At 65.7% G+C, this 15,087-nt stretch carries 14 protein-coding genes; 4 read left to right on the forward strand and 10 right to left on the reverse strand.

The features are described 5' to 3' along the window. Positions 1 to 24: 24 nt before the first annotated feature. Positions 25 to 870 (reverse strand): HEAT repeat domain-containing protein, encoded by an 846-nt coding sequence (locus AC0MRV_RS08425; RefSeq protein WP_472764014.1) that lies wholly within the window; start codon positions 868 to 870, stop codon positions 25 to 27. Between the two features lie 13 nt (positions 871 to 883). After that, positions 884 to 1,522: an RNA polymerase sigma factor gene (locus AC0MRV_RS08430; RefSeq protein WP_472764015.1), complete on the reverse strand. Its 639-nt coding sequence runs from the start codon at positions 1,520 to 1,522 to the stop codon at positions 884 to 886. 222 nt (positions 1,523 to 1,744) lie between these two features. Between AC0MRV_RS08430 and AC0MRV_RS08435 the strand changes: the two genes are divergently transcribed. Next, positions 1,745 to 2,266 (forward strand): hypothetical protein, encoded by a 522-nt coding sequence (locus tag AC0MRV_RS08435; RefSeq protein ID WP_472764016.1) that lies wholly within the window; start codon positions 1,745 to 1,747, stop codon positions 2,264 to 2,266. A gap of 62 nt (positions 2,267 to 2,328) precedes the next feature. Here the strand turns inward: AC0MRV_RS08435 and AC0MRV_RS08440 are convergent, their stop codons facing one another. Beyond that, entirely contained in the window at positions 2,329 to 5,337 is a 3,009-nt protein-coding gene (locus AC0MRV_RS08440) for a protein kinase domain-containing protein (protein ID WP_472764017.1), read from the reverse strand. Between the two features lie 163 nt (positions 5,338 to 5,500). Then, a complete protein-coding gene (locus AC0MRV_RS08445) occupies positions 5,501 to 6,130 on the reverse strand; it encodes an RNA polymerase sigma factor (RefSeq protein WP_472764018.1) in 630 nt (209 codons plus the stop codon). Positions 6,131 to 6,355: 225 nt separating this feature from the next. Here AC0MRV_RS08445 and AC0MRV_RS08450 point away from each other — a divergent pair, with 225 nt between their 5' ends. After that, positions 6,356 to 6,730 carry a hypothetical protein gene (locus AC0MRV_RS08450; RefSeq protein ID WP_472764019.1) on the forward strand — a complete coding sequence of 125 codons (375 nt, stop codon included), beginning with the start codon at positions 6,356 to 6,358 and terminating at the stop codon, positions 6,728 to 6,730. Between the two features lie 179 nt (positions 6,731 to 6,909). Here the strand turns inward: AC0MRV_RS08450 and AC0MRV_RS08455 are convergent, their stop codons facing one another. Genes AC0MRV_RS08455 through AC0MRV_RS08465 form a run of 3 tightly spaced genes read right to left on the reverse strand, consistent with a single transcriptional unit; the run spans position 6,910 to position 9,505 of the window. Then, complete coding sequence (locus AC0MRV_RS08455) at positions 6,910 to 7,533, reverse strand: cyclase family protein (RefSeq protein WP_472764020.1); 624 nt, start codon at positions 7,531 to 7,533, stop codon at positions 6,910 to 6,912. A gap of 5 nt (positions 7,534 to 7,538) precedes the next feature. Continuing rightward, positions 7,539 to 8,783, reverse strand: a complete 1,245-nt coding sequence (kynU, locus tag AC0MRV_RS08460; protein ID WP_472764021.1) for a kynureninase — start codon at positions 8,781 to 8,783, stop codon at positions 7,539 to 7,541. Continuing rightward, entirely contained in the window at positions 8,780 to 9,505 is a 726-nt protein-coding gene (locus AC0MRV_RS08465; protein ID WP_472764022.1) for a TrmH family RNA methyltransferase, read from the reverse strand. The genes kynU and AC0MRV_RS08465 overlap by 4 nt, the downstream gene beginning before the upstream one ends. A 166-nt stretch (positions 9,506 to 9,671) precedes the next feature. Between AC0MRV_RS08465 and AC0MRV_RS08470 the strand changes: the two genes are divergently transcribed. Together AC0MRV_RS08470 and AC0MRV_RS08475 are read left to right on the forward strand one after the other, a co-directional pair. Continuing rightward, a complete protein-coding gene (locus AC0MRV_RS08470; RefSeq protein ID WP_472764023.1) occupies positions 9,672 to 12,437 on the forward strand; it encodes a TonB-dependent receptor in 2,766 nt (921 codons plus the stop codon). A gap of 105 nt (positions 12,438 to 12,542) precedes the next feature. After that, complete coding sequence (locus AC0MRV_RS08475; protein ID WP_472764024.1) at positions 12,543 to 13,580, forward strand: phytase; 1,038 nt, start codon at positions 12,543 to 12,545, stop codon at positions 13,578 to 13,580. Between the two features lie 4 nt (positions 13,581 to 13,584). On the opposite strand, the gene AC0MRV_RS08480 is transcribed toward AC0MRV_RS08475, so the two are convergent. The 3 genes from AC0MRV_RS08480 to AC0MRV_RS08490 are packed head-to-tail and all read right to left on the reverse strand — an operon-like array spanning position 13,585 to position 15,083. Continuing rightward, on the reverse strand, positions 13,585 to 13,899 hold the full coding sequence (locus AC0MRV_RS08480; RefSeq protein ID WP_472764025.1) for a DUF3817 domain-containing protein: 315 nt from the start codon (positions 13,897 to 13,899) through the stop codon (positions 13,585 to 13,587). A gap of 36 nt (positions 13,900 to 13,935) precedes the next feature. After that, positions 13,936 to 14,619, reverse strand: a complete 684-nt coding sequence (locus AC0MRV_RS08485) for a YoaK family protein (RefSeq protein ID WP_472764026.1) — start codon at positions 14,617 to 14,619, stop codon at positions 13,936 to 13,938. A 14-nt stretch (positions 14,620 to 14,633) separates the two neighbouring features. After that, entirely contained in the window at positions 14,634 to 15,083 is a 450-nt protein-coding gene (locus AC0MRV_RS08490) for a VOC family protein (protein WP_472764027.1), read from the reverse strand. Between the last annotated feature and the right edge of the window lie 4 nt (positions 15,084 to 15,087).

A 15,087-nucleotide genomic window follows, 5' to 3' on the forward strand; every position in this document is an offset into this window, starting at 1 on the left:
GGTGCAGTGGATGTTGAAAGAGGGTCAGAGCAGGCTGAGGCCGCGGCGGGCGGCTTCGCGGACGACGGTGTCGGCGGCGGGGTTGCGGGCGAGCCGGTCGAGGGCGGGCGCGGCAGTGGGGTCGCGGGAGGCGACCATGAAGTCGATCATGGCGACCTGCACGAGGGGCGAGGGTTCGCGGGGCAGGGCGTTGATGATGCCGGCGCGGACGGGTTCGCGGTCGACGTGGGCGTAGAGGGCCTCGAGGGCGGTGAGGCGCACGTTCACGCTGGGGTCGAAGGCGAGGGTGTTGAGCAGGTCCGCGAGGGTGCGGTCGTTGGCGTCGTCTTCGTTGAGGGCGGCGATGACGCTGCGCAGGCGGTTGGTGGCGGGCTGGGTGAGCAGGTGGGTGCTCACGACCTTGTCCATCGATTCGACGCGTTCGCGGAGCGCGGCGAGTTCCTTTTGGGTGGCGGGGTCGGTCTGGGTGATGGTGCGCACCTCGGGCTCGGGCGTGGGCAGGAGGCGGGCGCCGAGCCAGACGCCGGCGAGGAGCACGGCGACGGTGAGGGCAAACTGCAGGGCGGGCCGGTTGGGCAACAGGGCGGCGAAGAAGCTGTCGAGGCGGCTGCGGGCGAGGGCGAAGGGGCTGGGTGCGTCGGCCTCGGCCTGGGCCTCGTCGAGCATGGCGTAGAAGTTGGCGCGCAGGCGGGGGGAAGGCTCGGGCGTCGGGAGTTTGTCGAGCGTGAGCAAAGTCTGTTGCAGGTCGGCCCACTCACGTTGGCAGGTGAGGCAGGTCTTGAGGTGATCGCGAACGGTGGCGGCCTCGTGAGTCGGCAGGGTGCCGGCCTGGTAGTCGATGAAGTGGTCCTGAATGCGTTGGCAGTTCATGGCGAAAATAGGCTTAGGCCGCGGAGGTGCGGCGGAGTTGGAAGAACTTGGTGCGCAGGGCGGTGAGGGCGCGGTGAACGCGGACTTTGGCGGCGCCGGCGGTGATGTTGAGGAGGCGGCCGATCTCGTCGTGTTGCAGGTGTTGGAAGCGATGGAGGACGAGGATCTCGCGTTGGTCGTGCGGGAGGATGGAGAGGGCGCGCTGCATGAGATCGAGGTCGTCGCGGCGGGCGGTCTGTTCGTCGGCCGCCGGGGCGTCGGAATCGGAGAGGCTGGTGAAGTCGGCCGGGTCGGTGGGCAGGGGCAGGCGTTTGCTGCGCTGGTAGTGGTCGGCGGCGGCACGGCGGGCGAGGTGGTAGAGCCAGGCGGTGAACTTGCCCTCGTCGCGGTAGGTGTGGCGGTATTTGAGGATGCGTTGAAAGACGATCTGCACGAGGTCTTCGGCGGTCTCAGGCTGCCCGGTGAGACGGGTGAGAAAGCCGTAGAGCGGGCGGTGGTGGCGCTCGAAGAGGTCGCCGAGCCGGGCGAGGTCGCCGGCCCGAACGGCAAGCATCAAGTCGTGATCGCTGGCTTCATCCATGACGGGATCGTCCGAGAGTGTGGCGGTGCGGTCGGGCGAGGCGAAGGTGATTTGTGAGGTGGTCGTCGGCACGGTGAAGCGGAGGCATGGTGTCGGTTGGGAAGGGGAAACCGGCCGGGATGTCGGGTGTTACGCACTATTTTGAGCCATTGCACCCCGAGTTGTGTAAGTGATTTGCGGAAGGAAATTTCCGCACGCTTTTTCTGAAAGATTGGCCCTGCGGAGGGCGTTACAGGGACGGGGCGGCTTGGGCTGTCTCCCTCATTCAAAACTCGAAACTCAACTCCCCTATTCATGAGCGATTCCCTGATTCTTGTTACAACTTGCAGTGGCCTGACGGCCGATGGTCGCCGTGTCGCATGGCAATCGTTTCGCCCGGCGAGTGCCGCGGCTGGTTCCGATCCGACCGTCTATTTTACGACGTTGGGTGCCGCGCCTGATGCGACCGGCACCACTTCCACCAACCTGATCACCGCCGGGGTGCAGGCGATCAACCACCCGGTGACCATCACCTTGCTGGATGGGCCAGCGGAACTGAAATTGGCCGACGGCAAGGTGCATGCGTTGCCGGTCGGCGGAACTTACACTTTGCCGGCGCGGGGCACGGCCGACGCGGTGGTGCTGACCTTCACCGCTCTGACTTGCACGCTGAAGGCCGAACCGCAGCGCGGCGGAGTCGAGACCAAATCCCTCGAGGGTGGGTTGATGCGGAGCGCGGCCACCACCGAGGGAGGAAGTGGACAGGGCGACGGTGGTGGTGGCGGGACCGGAACGCCGCCGCCGCCGCCGTTGCCGGGCAACGATGGCAACGATTGAGGCCGGTGGTTGTCCTGCAGCCGGTAAATCGCGCCGCGCGGGACCTCCAGCCGGAGGTCCCGCTATTTTCGCCAGATGCGCATGGTGCCGTTGTGGCAATGCGCGAAAAGAACGTTGCCGTCCGCGGAAAAAACGAGGCGCGAGATCCCGCTGGTGTTCGCGTTGTCATTCGCGGCGTTGAGCAGCAAAGATGGTTGCTCCTCCCAGCGATCCTGGCTGCCAAGGCGAAACAGTCGCAGCGAGGTGCGGGTGCCGTTGCAGGCGAGGAGCTGGCCATCGGGGTGGAAGGCGAACCCACCGACCATCGGCGCAACGTTTTCGATCAAGAGCGCGCGACTGAAGTCGGCGTTTCGCACGACGACCGTGTCGTCGATCGAACCCACCAAGGTCAGCCAGCGATTGTCGGGCGATACAACGATATCGGGCGGACGAGCGGAGTGGTGCCGCTCCAGCAGGAGTTGGGGAGTTCCCGCGGAGCAGTCCCATTTTTGCAGCCGCTGGTTGAAGTCCACGAAGATCACGTGGCCATGGTCATCGACGGCCAGACCGATGGTCGTGTAGTCGCTCGTCATGCGGCCGAGCAATCGCTCGGTGGATCGATCCCACAAATAGATCTGGTTGGAAAAGTCGGAGACCACGATCAAGCGGCCGTCGGGGGAGGCGTTGGCTTCCCGGACCTTTTCGCCAGGATCAAGGATGGCGGGGAAGGTGATCGCCGACTCCTGGTCGAGGGGCACCTGGCACAGACGTCGGTCGGTGGTTACCCCCCAGAGTATGCTGTTATCCAAGAGGACGCCGAAATCGATGTTCCGCTTGTTGGGGCGAAAGGAACCGTCCCGCGAATCGACAATGATGCTTCCGCTCCGGCCGCCGGGAACGAAGACATACGGACCCCGACGATCGGTCAGCATGTGGTAGCTGCCATCATCCGGGCCTTCTCTGGGCGGCAAGGCCAAGACGTCGGGCGAGCTTACGTCGGGCTGCGTGGACCAAAGGCGCACGTCGCCGCGGCGCGAGCCGACCAGCACGTGCTGTGAATCGGGCAGCCAAGCGAAAGCGTTGGGTTCGCCGGCGTGTCCCAGCAGCGTGGCTCGCACTTCGCCGGTCAGCGTCTCGGCGACGGTGACCTGTCGTCTGCGGTTGCCGAGCACGAAGAGACGGTTGTCGGGCGAGATGTTGGAGGTTATCTGCGGTCCGGCCTCCAGTATTAGCGGAAGTATCCGCGGTGGTTGATCCGCCACGTGGAGCTCAAGCTTCTGGTTTACCTGCGATCGCAGCCACAGCTCGCCATCGGGCGAAAAGGCGAACAGTTCGTTGTTTTCCGACGGCTCATCCGTCGATACCAGCTGCGGAACACCTTGGCTGAGATCCCAGCGGTAGGCGCGGAATTGATAGGCACCCAAAGACCCGTGAGCGGCTTGAAAGGCAATATGGCGCAGGTCGGCGGAAGCCGTGGCTTTATGAAAGTCCCAGACGAGTTCCCCTTCACGACGGGGAATGTCCCAGGAGATCTCGTCCTCGCCGGTATCCAAATTCTGGATCGCAAACCGATGGGGCGCGTCGTCGAGACTGTCCTGGAAATAAAGCAGCCGGGGGGCGTTGGCATCGACGGCGATGGGGCGGTGAATACCCGGGCGATTTGGCCGGGGATCGGGCGAGCCGTCAGCGAACGACCAGGTTTCGAGCTCGTATTGGGGATTGGTGCCGACCAGGCGCCGGCCGTCCGGGGTGAAGCCGGCCAGGCGGTGAATGCCCGGGATCCTGGTCACGAGTTTGGTGGTCGCGAGGTCGTAGATTTCGACCGCGGTGGAGGCGTCGTCGATGGCGACGAGACGGTGGTTCGGCGACAAGACGATGCGATCCACCCGGGCACCTTCCGTGCGCAGCACGATGGCGGGGTCGCCATGGGTCTCGCGTTCCAGCGCATACCATTCGAAGCCGCGCAGGTCCGGCTCCCCGGGTTTGGGCAGGGCATTGGCGAGCGCTTCGCGCGCGGCGCCAAAGTCATCGTAGGCCAGCGCGCGCTGGGCGTTGACGATGCTGGACTCGTAGAGGGAGCGGCGGGTGAGGGCAGCGAGCTGTTCTTCGGCGACGCGGCGGGCGGCGGTTTCGATGTCGGCGCGTTGTCGTTCGAAGTAGGCGCCCACCCCGGCCACGGCGGCGATGGCGGCGGCGGCGGCGACCCATTTGCGGGCGCGGGCGAGTCCGGCTTCGGCCCGTCGCAGGCGCCGAACCGAGCGGCCGGCTTCGAGCAACTGCAGGTCGGCCAGAAGCGCGGGGACGTCGGGATAGCGTTCGAGTGGGTTTTGTGCGCAGGCGCGCAGAATGATTTCATTGAGCTCGAGGAGTTCGCGGTGGTCGGAGCGTTGCCCGAAATCGTCGGGCAGGCGCGGGAAGTCGTGGCGGTCGCGGCCGGTGGCGAGCTCGTAGAGGACTTTGCCGAAACTGTAGATGTCGGCCGCGGCGGTGCCGGGACCTTCCGGAGGCATGAAGCCTTCGGTGCCGACGAAGGTGAGGGCCTCGCTGCTGTGGGTGACCAGACCGATGTCGGCGAGTTTGGGGCGGCCGTGCACCAGGATGATGTTGGACGGCTTGATGTCGCGGTGCAGGTGTCCGGTGGAGTGGAGCTCGGCGAGGCAGCGGGCGAGCTCGATGGCGTGGACGATGACGTCCTTGATGGGCGGGGTGGTGTTGGTTGCGCGGTAGGTGCGAAAGGTGAGGGGCTCGTAGCAACCGGGGTCGATCTCGCGGCCGGTAACGACGTCGTCGGCGAGATCCATCACGTAGTAGAAGAAGCCCGCCGGATCGTTGCGACCGACGTGGAGCAGGGAGAGTTGCAAGGTTTCGCCGGCGGTGATGCGGGCGAACTCGCGCAGGCCGTTGAATTCCCGTTCGTAGGGACCGATATCCTGAAAACGGGAGCGCCAGACGATCTTGACCGCCCGGAACAGGCCGGTGGCGCTGCGGGCGAGCCACACGTCGCCGTAGCTGCCGCGGCCGATCAAGCGAAGCAGCTCGTAGTCGGGGATGGGTGGCGGCGGGGTATCGGTGCTGGCGTCCGGCGGCGGCACAGAGATCAATCAGGCAAAGCGTCTCGGTCTCGTCGAATGGTTTCCATGCGTCGGGGAAAAAGGAACGCGCCGCGACCTGGAGGTCGCGACGCGCGTCTCGGAATGGTGATTAGGAACCGAGAAAAGGGGATGGAGCGTCGGCGAAGGCCGTGACGGCGGACGCTCAGCCGTGGTGGTCGCGCAGGCGGTCGACCTCGGCGCGCAGGCGCTTGGTGAGGCGGTGAGCGATGAGGTAGACGGTGGGTGCGTTCATCTCGAGGGTCTCGGCGATGCGCCGGACCGGCCAGCCTTGGCGGGAGTAGAGATCGAAGGCTTGGAAGTGTTTGGCCGGCACCTGGGCGGCGAGCCGCTCCATGGCGGCATTGAGGATGTGTTGCTGCCACTCGACCTCCCAAAAATCGACGATGTCGTTTTCGGCCGGGATGTCGTCGAGCGGGTCGCTATCGTGGTGGATGCTGCGCGCGACGCTGTTGCTCTGCGGGGCGGTGGCGCGATCGCGTTGGCGAAACTTGTCGGCGATGCGCCAGCGGGTCTGGTTCATCAACCAACGGCGAAAGGCGCCGCGGCGTTCCCGCGCCTCGTAATCGCCGATGTGTTCGGCGACGTTTTGCAGAACCTCCTGCACCACTTCGTCGGCTTCGGGAGAGCTGAGGCCGGCGCGCGAGGCCAAACCGTGAATGAAGCGGCGGTAAAGGCGGTGAAATTCCTCCCAACTGGAGTGGTCGTTCCAGTCCCGCAGCCGGTTGAGCAGGCTGGGCCGCGTGAGCAGGGAAGGCTGGGTTGGGATTGGCATGGGCGTTGTCATTTGTCCCCTGAAACGGGGCGAACGGCGCATTTCTTGCGACGAAATGAAACTTTTTTCGCATGGGGTCGCAAGATTCGGCGGCAGAGCGAGTTGGGGCGGTGGTTTCCGAGCTCAGATCGGCCAGGGAAAGTTTTTTCAGAATGGGGCACTTTTTCTGAAAGATTCGGAAAACTTGGCCCGTTTCATAGGGCGACACCGCTTTCTGTTCGCACCATGAATTCATTTTCCAACTCCAGTTTAGCACCGGCCGGGTTGCCGCTACCGGTGAGTTTGGAGCGTTGGCTGATGGCAGCGAAAGCGACAGCGGCGGCGAACCGACCGGAGCCCTTGGGGAGTGCCGCTGCCGCGAATACCGAGCGGGTAAGGTGGCACGCACCGGAGGATTTGCCGGCGGTGCCCGGGCCGGACGAGGTGTTGCCAGCGCTGCCGAGCAAGCGGGTCAAGATCGTCTGTCTGCCCAAGGCCCAGTCGGAGCTCCTGCCGTCCCAAGTGCGGGCGGCCTGTGCGGAGCAGGCCGACCTCGGGCTCAAGCTTTCCTCTACTTTCAGCCACGATCGCAGCGTGTTCCTCGTCTTCAAACGGCTATGACACCGCGCTTGGCATCCACCACTTTCAGGGCGTCGTTTAGAGTCGAGTCACCGACTCCCTGAAAACCCGGGGTCGCCGGCTCGAAGGCCAGTGTGCCGGCGGCCCCCTACTTTTTCTTTTGTCGGGTAATCGGTAGTTCCGCCGGCCGCGCTTCCGTTGGGAGTGCGGCCGGTTTGGTTTCAGGGCTGGCGCAGCACTGCGCGGATGGGCGAGCCGTCCCCGGTGGGAATGCGCAGCGGCAGGGCAATGAGCTCGTAGGTGCCCGCCGGAGCGGCCTCGAGGAGGAGGTTTTCCAGTATCAGCACGCCGGCGCGGTCGCAGGCATGGTGGCGCGGCAGGTCCTTGCTCGTGAGTTCGTCGACCGATGGGGCGTCGAGACCGATCACGCGCACGCCCTGCTCGGCGAGCCAAGCCGGCACCTCGAGGTCGAGGAGCGGCCAGGTGGTGGGGAAAACCGTCGGTTCGGTCCATGCGCCGGTGTGCAGCAGCAGCCGCGGGGCGGAGGGAGCGCCGAGGGATTTGAGGAGATCGATCGAAATGGCGGGGTGGCCGCGGACGTCGACGACCTGAGCCGGGCCGAGGTAGGTTTCGACCGGTATTTGATCAATGGAGACACCTTGGTCGTTGTAGTGATACGGTGCGTCGGCGTGCGTGCCATTGTGCACGCTGAGGGAAAGGTTGCCGATGTTGACCGCACTGCCCTCGGCAATGCGGGCGACGTGGTGAAAATCCACCCCGCGGTCACCGGGCCAGGGTGGGGTGTCGTTGCGCAGCGGGCGGGTGATATCGATGAAGGTAGGCATGGGGTTCAGGGGGCGGCGGAAGGGGGAGCGGGGAATTTGAGATGGGCGTCGGATCGCATGATCTCGATGAGCCGGTCGACGGCTGTGTCGACCTCGGCGGGCGGGTTGTAGAGCGGGTTGGGCGCGAGCCGTAGGACGACGGGCTGACGATAGTCCGGGACAACACCGACCTCGCGCAGGGCTTGGCAAATGCGACCGGCGTCGGGATGGGCGAGGGCGACATGGCCACTGCGCTCACCGGGCGCGGGCGGAGTCACGATGGAAAAGCCGAGCGGAGTAAGGTCGCGCTCGGCGCGGGACAACAGTTGCGCGGTGAGGGACAGGGAGGCCTCGCGGAACGCTTCAATGCCGCCGGCCTCCTGGAAGAGCTGCAAAGCGCCGCTCAAGGGGGCCAGGCTGAGAATCGGGGGTGTGCCGATTTGGAGTCGCGCCGCGCCGGTGGCCGGGGCGTGCTCGAGCGCGAGATCGAAGCGCTGGTCGGGTCGCACGCCCCACCAGCCGGCCATGCCGGCCGGTCGCTCGTGGTGGCGCGGGTGGAGATAGAGGCCGCCGACGGCACCGGGACCGGCGTTGAGGTATTTGTAGTTACACCAGAAGGCAAAGTCGGCGCCTTCGGTTTCAAGGGCGTGCGGCACGGAGCCGATGCTGTGTGAAAGGTCCCAGCCAATGAGGATGCCGCGATCGCGGGCGGCGCGGTTGATGACGGGCAGGTCGAGGAGCTGACCGCTCACGTAGAGCACGCTGGGCAAGATCACGAGTTGCACGTCGTCGGTGAGGGCCGCGAGGAGGTCCGCGGTGCGCAAGGTGAAACCGTCGCGGCTGGGCACGAGGCGCAGGTGGGTGGCCGGGTCGAGCCCGCGCAGGCGCAGGTGGCTCGTGATGGCGTGGTGATCGGAGGCGAAGTTGAGCGCGTCGGCGACGATCACCCGGCGGGTTGGGTGCGTCGGATCGTAAACGGTCGCCAGCAGTTGATGCAGGTTGATGGTGGTCTGGGCCGCGAGCGCGACGGAGGTCGCCGAAGCGCCGATCAGGGGCGCGAGTTGGGTGGCGGTGCGTTCGGCGAGGTCAATCCAGCCGGCCTCGGACCAGCCGCCGATGCCGAGTGTCGCCCACTCGGCGAGGGTGCGCTGGACGGCGGCTTCGGAACGACGATTGAGGGGGCCGAGCGAGTTGCCATCGAGGTAGATCTGGCCCGCGGGCAGATGGAACTCGGCGCGAAAGCGCTCCCAGAGCGGAGCCGGGGTGCTCATGATCGCAGGTGGGCGCAGACGATGCCGGCGGCGACGCCGGCGTTGAGGGATTCGGCACCGCCGTGGCGCGGGATGGTGATGCGACGCGTGAGGGTGGCGGCGACGGCGGGCGAGAGACCGCGACCCTCGCTGCCGATGACGACAACCGCTGAGTCGGGCGGCGTCACTTCACGGAGCGGATCACCGTCCAGGTCGCAGCCCAGCACCGGCACGCCGGCCGCGGCGAGGGCCGGAGCGAGGTCGAGGGTGATGACGCGCAGGCGGGCGAAGGAGCCCATGCTGGCATTGATCACCTTCTGCGAAAACAGGTCGGCGCAGTCGGGGGCGAGCAACACGCGCGCGAAGCCGAACCAGTCCGCGATGCGCAGCAGGGTCCCGACGTTGCCGGGGTCCTGGATGCCGTCCAGCGCGAGGGTCAGACCGGTGGCAAGTTCGCCAGCGGCGAGTTCAGTGCGCTCCACGCGACCCACGGCCAGCACCGTGGATGGTGTAGGGAAATGGCTGATACGCTCCATCTCCGCCGCCGTCACGGTGGTGACGGCGGGGGCGCTGGCGGGCGCGGACCATGCCGGGGTCGCGTAGACCTCGGCGAAGGTGTGCCCGGCCGCGAGCAGCTCGCCCACGACCTTGGGGCCTTCCACGACAAAGAGACCGGATTCTTCACGGTGCTTCTTTTGGCGCAGGCTGCGCAGGCGCTGGATCTGGGCCTTGGAGAGCGGCATGGACCGAGCAGAAGCACCGGTCACGGGAAGGCAACGTTCGTTACCATTGTGGCACGTTGGTGACGTTGCGGCGGCGGCGAGGTGAAGAAGCCGTGACGGCGCCCGACCGGCGTTGACCGGCGACGGCAGACGCGTGACTCGGAGGGAGACTTATCTCCTGCACACCATGAAACGCCATCTCTGCACATTCCTTTTCGCGATCGCCACGGCGGCGTCGCTGCTGGCCCAGTCCCTGGGCACGATCAGCGGTCGGGTGACCGACGCCAACACCGGCCTCGCGCTGGAGGGCGTCCGCGTTCGCGTCGCGGGCACCTCGACGGTCGCCTTCACCGGCGGCGACGGTCGCTACACGCTGCCCAACGTCGACACCGGCGCGCAGACCCTGCGCTTCAGCTACGTCGGTTATGAAGACATGGAGCAACCGGTCTCCGTCGACAGTTCCGGCATCACGCGGCTCGACGCGGCCTTTGAAGTGTTGGAGATGGACGCAATGGTGATCCAAGGCGCCGTGGTAGGCACGGCCCGCGCGATCAATGCCCAACGCGCCGCCGACACGCTCACCAACATCGTGGCCGCCGACGAGATCGGCAGCTTCCCCGACCAGAATGCCGCCGAGGCCTTGCAACGCATCCCGGGTCTGGCGCTTTACCGCGACCAGGGCGAGGGCCGCTACATCGTCGTCCGCGGCATCAACTACGCGCTGAACAACGTGCAGCTCAACGGCATGAAGCTCGCCAGCCCCGAGGAAGGCGACCGCGGTATCGCCCTCGACGTGATTCCGGCCGACGCGCTCGATTCCGTGGAGATCACCAAGGTCCCGACGCCCGACATGGACGGCGAAGGCGTGGGCGGAACGGTGAACATCAAAACCAAGAGCCCCTTTGATCACGATGGCCTGCACGCCTCGTTCAAGTCGCAGGGCATCTATTCGGCGCTGTCCGGCAAGACCGGCTACAAGTTCAACGGCAAGGTTTCCACCGTCACCGCGGACGGCACGATCGGCCTGCTGGTCGCGCCGACCTGGCAGGTGCGCAAATTCGGCTCCTACAACTACGAGCATGACGGCTGGAGCGAGGAAACTTCGCCCGGCGACAACAACGATTATTACCTGCTCGAAGCGGTGAACTTCCGCGACTACGTGATCGAGCGCGAACGCTACGGCGTCTCCGCCGCCGTCGAGGGGCGCCCGACCGACACGGTGGAGTGGTATGTGCGCGGCAACTACAACCGCTTCAAGGACACCGAGCAGCGCTACCGCACGGTGATCGATTTCACCGAAGGCGATCTCGTGTCGCTCGACGCCACCTCCGCCCGCTTCGAGGACGTGCGTCGCTTCCGTCGCGACCTGCGCGACCGGGTGAAAGATCAGGACCTCAAGGCCCTTTCCGCCGGGGTTGAGTTCAACAACGGCCCGTGGGCGGTCGATGTCGCGGTCGGTTACTCGAAGGGCCACGAAGAAAGCCCCGACGAGACCCAATACCGTTTCCGCCGCAACGCCCGCGACGGCATCTTCACCTACAACTTCTCCGACGCCTACGACATCCAGTTTGCCCAACTCGGCGGCGCGGCGATCACCGATCCGAATTCCTACGCGCTGCAGCGGGTCGAGTTCACCAGCGATGCCGGTGACGAGACCGAATACGACGCGGTGGTGAACGCCCGCTACGACTTCAGCGCTGCCAACCCGACCTTCCTCAAGTTCGGCGGAGCCTTCCGCGCGAAGGAGAAAACGCAGGAGGTCGAGGTCACTGAATACTCCGATGGTCCCGATTCGTTCAGCTTCGCCAACCTCGCCGGCGAAGTCGGCGACTATCCCTACGGTTTCGCCGTGCCGCGCATCGATCGTCTCGCCGCGGCCGCCGCGTTCTTCCCGAACCTCTCCAGCTTCGAAGCAGAGCGCCAGTTTGAGGACAGCGAGCTCGACGACTGGGTGAGCAACGAGGATGTGCTGGCCGGTTACGTCATGGGCAGCACGACGGTCGGCCAGACGACCTTCACCGCCGGCGTGCGCGTCGAACGCACCAAGTTCGACTCGACCGGCAAGCAGGTCGATCTCGCCAACGAAGTCGTGCTGGGCGACGAGTCCTTCTCCCGCAGCTACACCAACTGGCTGCCCGGCGTCTACCTGCGCCACGAAATCAACGAGAGCCTGGTGCTGCGCGCCTCCTTCTCCAACTCGCTTTCGCGTCCGTCCTTTGGGGACAGCGCGGCGCGCGTCGCGATCAATCACGACGACGAGGAGGTCTTCCTCGGCAACCCGGCGCTCGAAGCCCTCGAGTCGACCAACTGGGACGCCTCGATTGAATACTACCTGCCCTCGCTCGGTCTTGTGTCGGCCAGCGTGTTCTACAAGGACATCAAAAACTTCTCCTACGAATACGCCGTCGACGGCGGTTACGCCTCGCTGCCGACCTACGAGTTGACCACCTTCGCCAACGGCAGCTCCGGCGAGATCATGGGCCTCGAACTCGCCTATCAGCAGCAGCTTCGCATGCTGCCCGCGCCGTTCGACGGTCTGGGCTTGATGGCCAACGTGACGCTCGCCGACTCCGAGGCCAACTACCCGACCCGCCCCGGCGAGAAGCTCGATTTCATCGGCAACGCCGACACCGTCGGCAACCTCGCGCTGACTTACGAGAAGAGCGGTTTCTTCGCCCGCCTCGCGCTCAACTATCGCAGCGAACGTCTGCGTGAGGACGAGGCATTCGGGGGCGACGAGTGGGAGGACGTCTGGGTCGACGCCGCCACCCAACTCGACCTCACCATGCGTTACCGCGTGAACGACCAGTGGGAAGTGTTCGGCGAGTGGGCCAACATCACCAATGAACCCTTCAAGGTCTTCTTCAAGACGCCGAACGGTGGCGTCGACCGCCTCGGCCAGTTCGAGGAATACGATTACACCGTGAACTTCGGTCTGCGTTGGAGCATGTGAGCTCCGCGCCCGATCCTGTCAGCAGCCAGTAGTAAATAGTCGTTTGCATGTCCGAGGTGGCGCCTGATGGCGCCACCTCGTTGGTGCATTTCCCGACCGATCATCATGCGCATCCTCCGCCTTGTTTCCCTCTCGTTCCTGGCCGTGTCCGCCTTGGCGGATCAGCCCGTCGCCCCGCGCGTGGTCACCACGCCGGCCAAGCACGACAGCGATGATCCCGCCATCTGGGTGAACCGCGCCAACCCGGCGGAAAGCCTCGTGCTCGGCACCGACAAGGACGTCGATGGCGCGCTGCTGGTGTTCGGCCTCGATGGCGTGGAGCGCAAGGACCTCTCCGTGCGCGGTCTCGCGCGGCCCAACAACTGCGACCTCGCCTACGACATCGCGCTGGGCGCGGGCACGGCCGACCTCGTGGTCGTCGCGGAACGTTTCGCGCACCGGCTGCGCGTTTTCCGCCTGCCCGACATGGCACCGGTCGACGGCGGCGGCATCCCGGTGTTCGAAGGCGAGCGCGCCCGCGATGTGATGGGCATCGCGTTGTATCGACGTCCTCATGACGGCGCTTTGTTTGCGATTGTGAGCCGGTCGGACTTCGGCGCCCCGACGGCGGGATACCTGCACCAGTATCGCTTGGTCGATGACGGCACGGGCGTCATTCGCGGCCTCTTCGTGCGGGCCTTTGGCGAGTGGAGCGGCCGCAAGGAAATCGAGGCGCTGGCGGTCGACCAGGAGCTCGGCTACCTCTACGCCAGCGACGAAACGTATGGGGTTCGCAAATACCACGCCGATCCGGCGGCGGAGGATGCGGAGGACATGCTGGGTGAGTTTGGCCTGAGCGGATTTGCCCGCGACCACGAAGGCATTGCCATTTACCCGACCGGCGCCGGCACGGGCTACATCCTGGTGTCGGACCAGCAGGCCAACACGTTTCGGATCTTCCCGCGCGAAGGCACCGCGACCCATCCGCATGAACATCCCTTGATGGGAGTGGTGAAGCTGAGCACCGATGAAAGTGACGGCAGCGACGTCACGGCGGTGGAACTGCCAGGCTTCCCGGGCGGATTGTTCGTGGCGATGTCGACGGACCGAACGTTCCAGTTCTACGCTTGGGACGACATCGCGCAGGCGGCCGGCCTGCAGTGAGGGCTCAATCCCGGTTCGCCGCGGCGGTCGGGGCGAGCACACGCTTCTCGACCACGAAGGGACCGAAGGGCAGCAGCGCGCCGAGCACAACCAGCGCGGTGCGTTTAAGCGGCCACTTTTCGTCCTCCACTTGAGCCTGCAGCGCGGCGGCGCAAAGCGCGAGGAAGAGCACGCCATGGGCCATGCCGACGATGCGCACGGCCATGGGTTGATCGGCGAAATACTTGAGCGGCATCGCGACAAAAAGCAGGACGACGAAGGACCAACCTTCAATGAGACCGAGGAGCCGGACGCGGCCGAGGGGAGTGGAAAAAGACATGGGCTAGGCGCGACCTTGGGAAGGATGCGCCCGGGTTCAAGTGGGGTGCGCCGATTTTGCCGGCAGTCGTTTGACGATGGTCACCCCGAGTCCGCCGGTGATGTAGGCGGCGCCGCAGAGCAGGAGCAGGGGCCAGGTGGTGAGCACATGGAGGGCGCTGCCGCAGATCGCGCCGATGAAAAAGGAGACCGCGAGGAGAAAGGGGATCTGCAGTTTCCAACGATCGATGGCATGACCGCGCAATTTCATGCCCAGGGCGACACCGAGGTCGGTGAGCACGCCGGTCACGTGGGTGGTGCGGAGCACGACGCCACGGTAGCGGGAAGCGAGCGCGTTTTGCATGCCGCAGGCGAAGCCGGCGACGCCGATGGCGGCGGCGGCGTGGCGGGGCTGCAACATACCGGCGATGAGCAACAGCCCACCCATGGCCGAGAGCATGCGGCCGTAGGGTCTTTCGATTTCGAGTCTCGGGTGGTGGATGAGGAAACCCGACAGGGTGGCGCCGAGCACAAAGCCGATCGCGGCGGCGGTGACCCGCAGGAGGTCGGCGCTGAGTTGGCCGTGACTGGTGGCGAGATCGGAGGCGATGCGGGAGAGGTCACCCGTGAGATGACTCACGGAGGTGCCGGTTTCGAACAGGAAGGTCACGTTCACGACCGACGCGCCAAAGGCGAGGGCACAGCCGCCGAGCAAGACGAGGCGGGGGTTGAGCGGCGTCATCGTGGCGGGGCCGGTTATTCCGGATCGTTTTCCCAGAGACGCGGGGTGGCGAACTCAAGGCTGTTGCCGGCGGGATCGCGGAAGTAGATCGAGCGGGCGCCGTTGGGCCAGGTTTGCTCGTGCTCGATGTCGACGCCCGCCGCGATGAGTTTTTCGCGCCAGGTGGCGAGGTCGTCGCATTCCACGGCCCAGCAGATGTGCTCCTGGCCGGTGCTGCCGTGGCAGGGGATGCCATCGGGGTGGCACTCCTGCGTGGCGGTCGGGTTGAAGACGAGCACCATGCTGTCACCGCAGTGGTAGAAGTTATGCCGTCCCTCGACGCGCGAGTGCAGCCGCAGGCCGAGGATGCGGGTGTAGAAATCGTGCGCGGCGTCAAGATCCTCGGCGTAGATGCAGCTCTCCAGAATGCGAAGCGGACGAATCGACATGACGACGAGCGTGGCGAGCCCGCGGGCGCGGAGCAAGGGC

The sequence above is a fragment of the Actomonas spartinae genome (genome assembly GCF_051209155.1).
In the GTDB taxonomy this organism is placed as follows: domain Bacteria; phylum Verrucomicrobiota; class Verrucomicrobiia; order Opitutales; family Opitutaceae; genus Actomonas.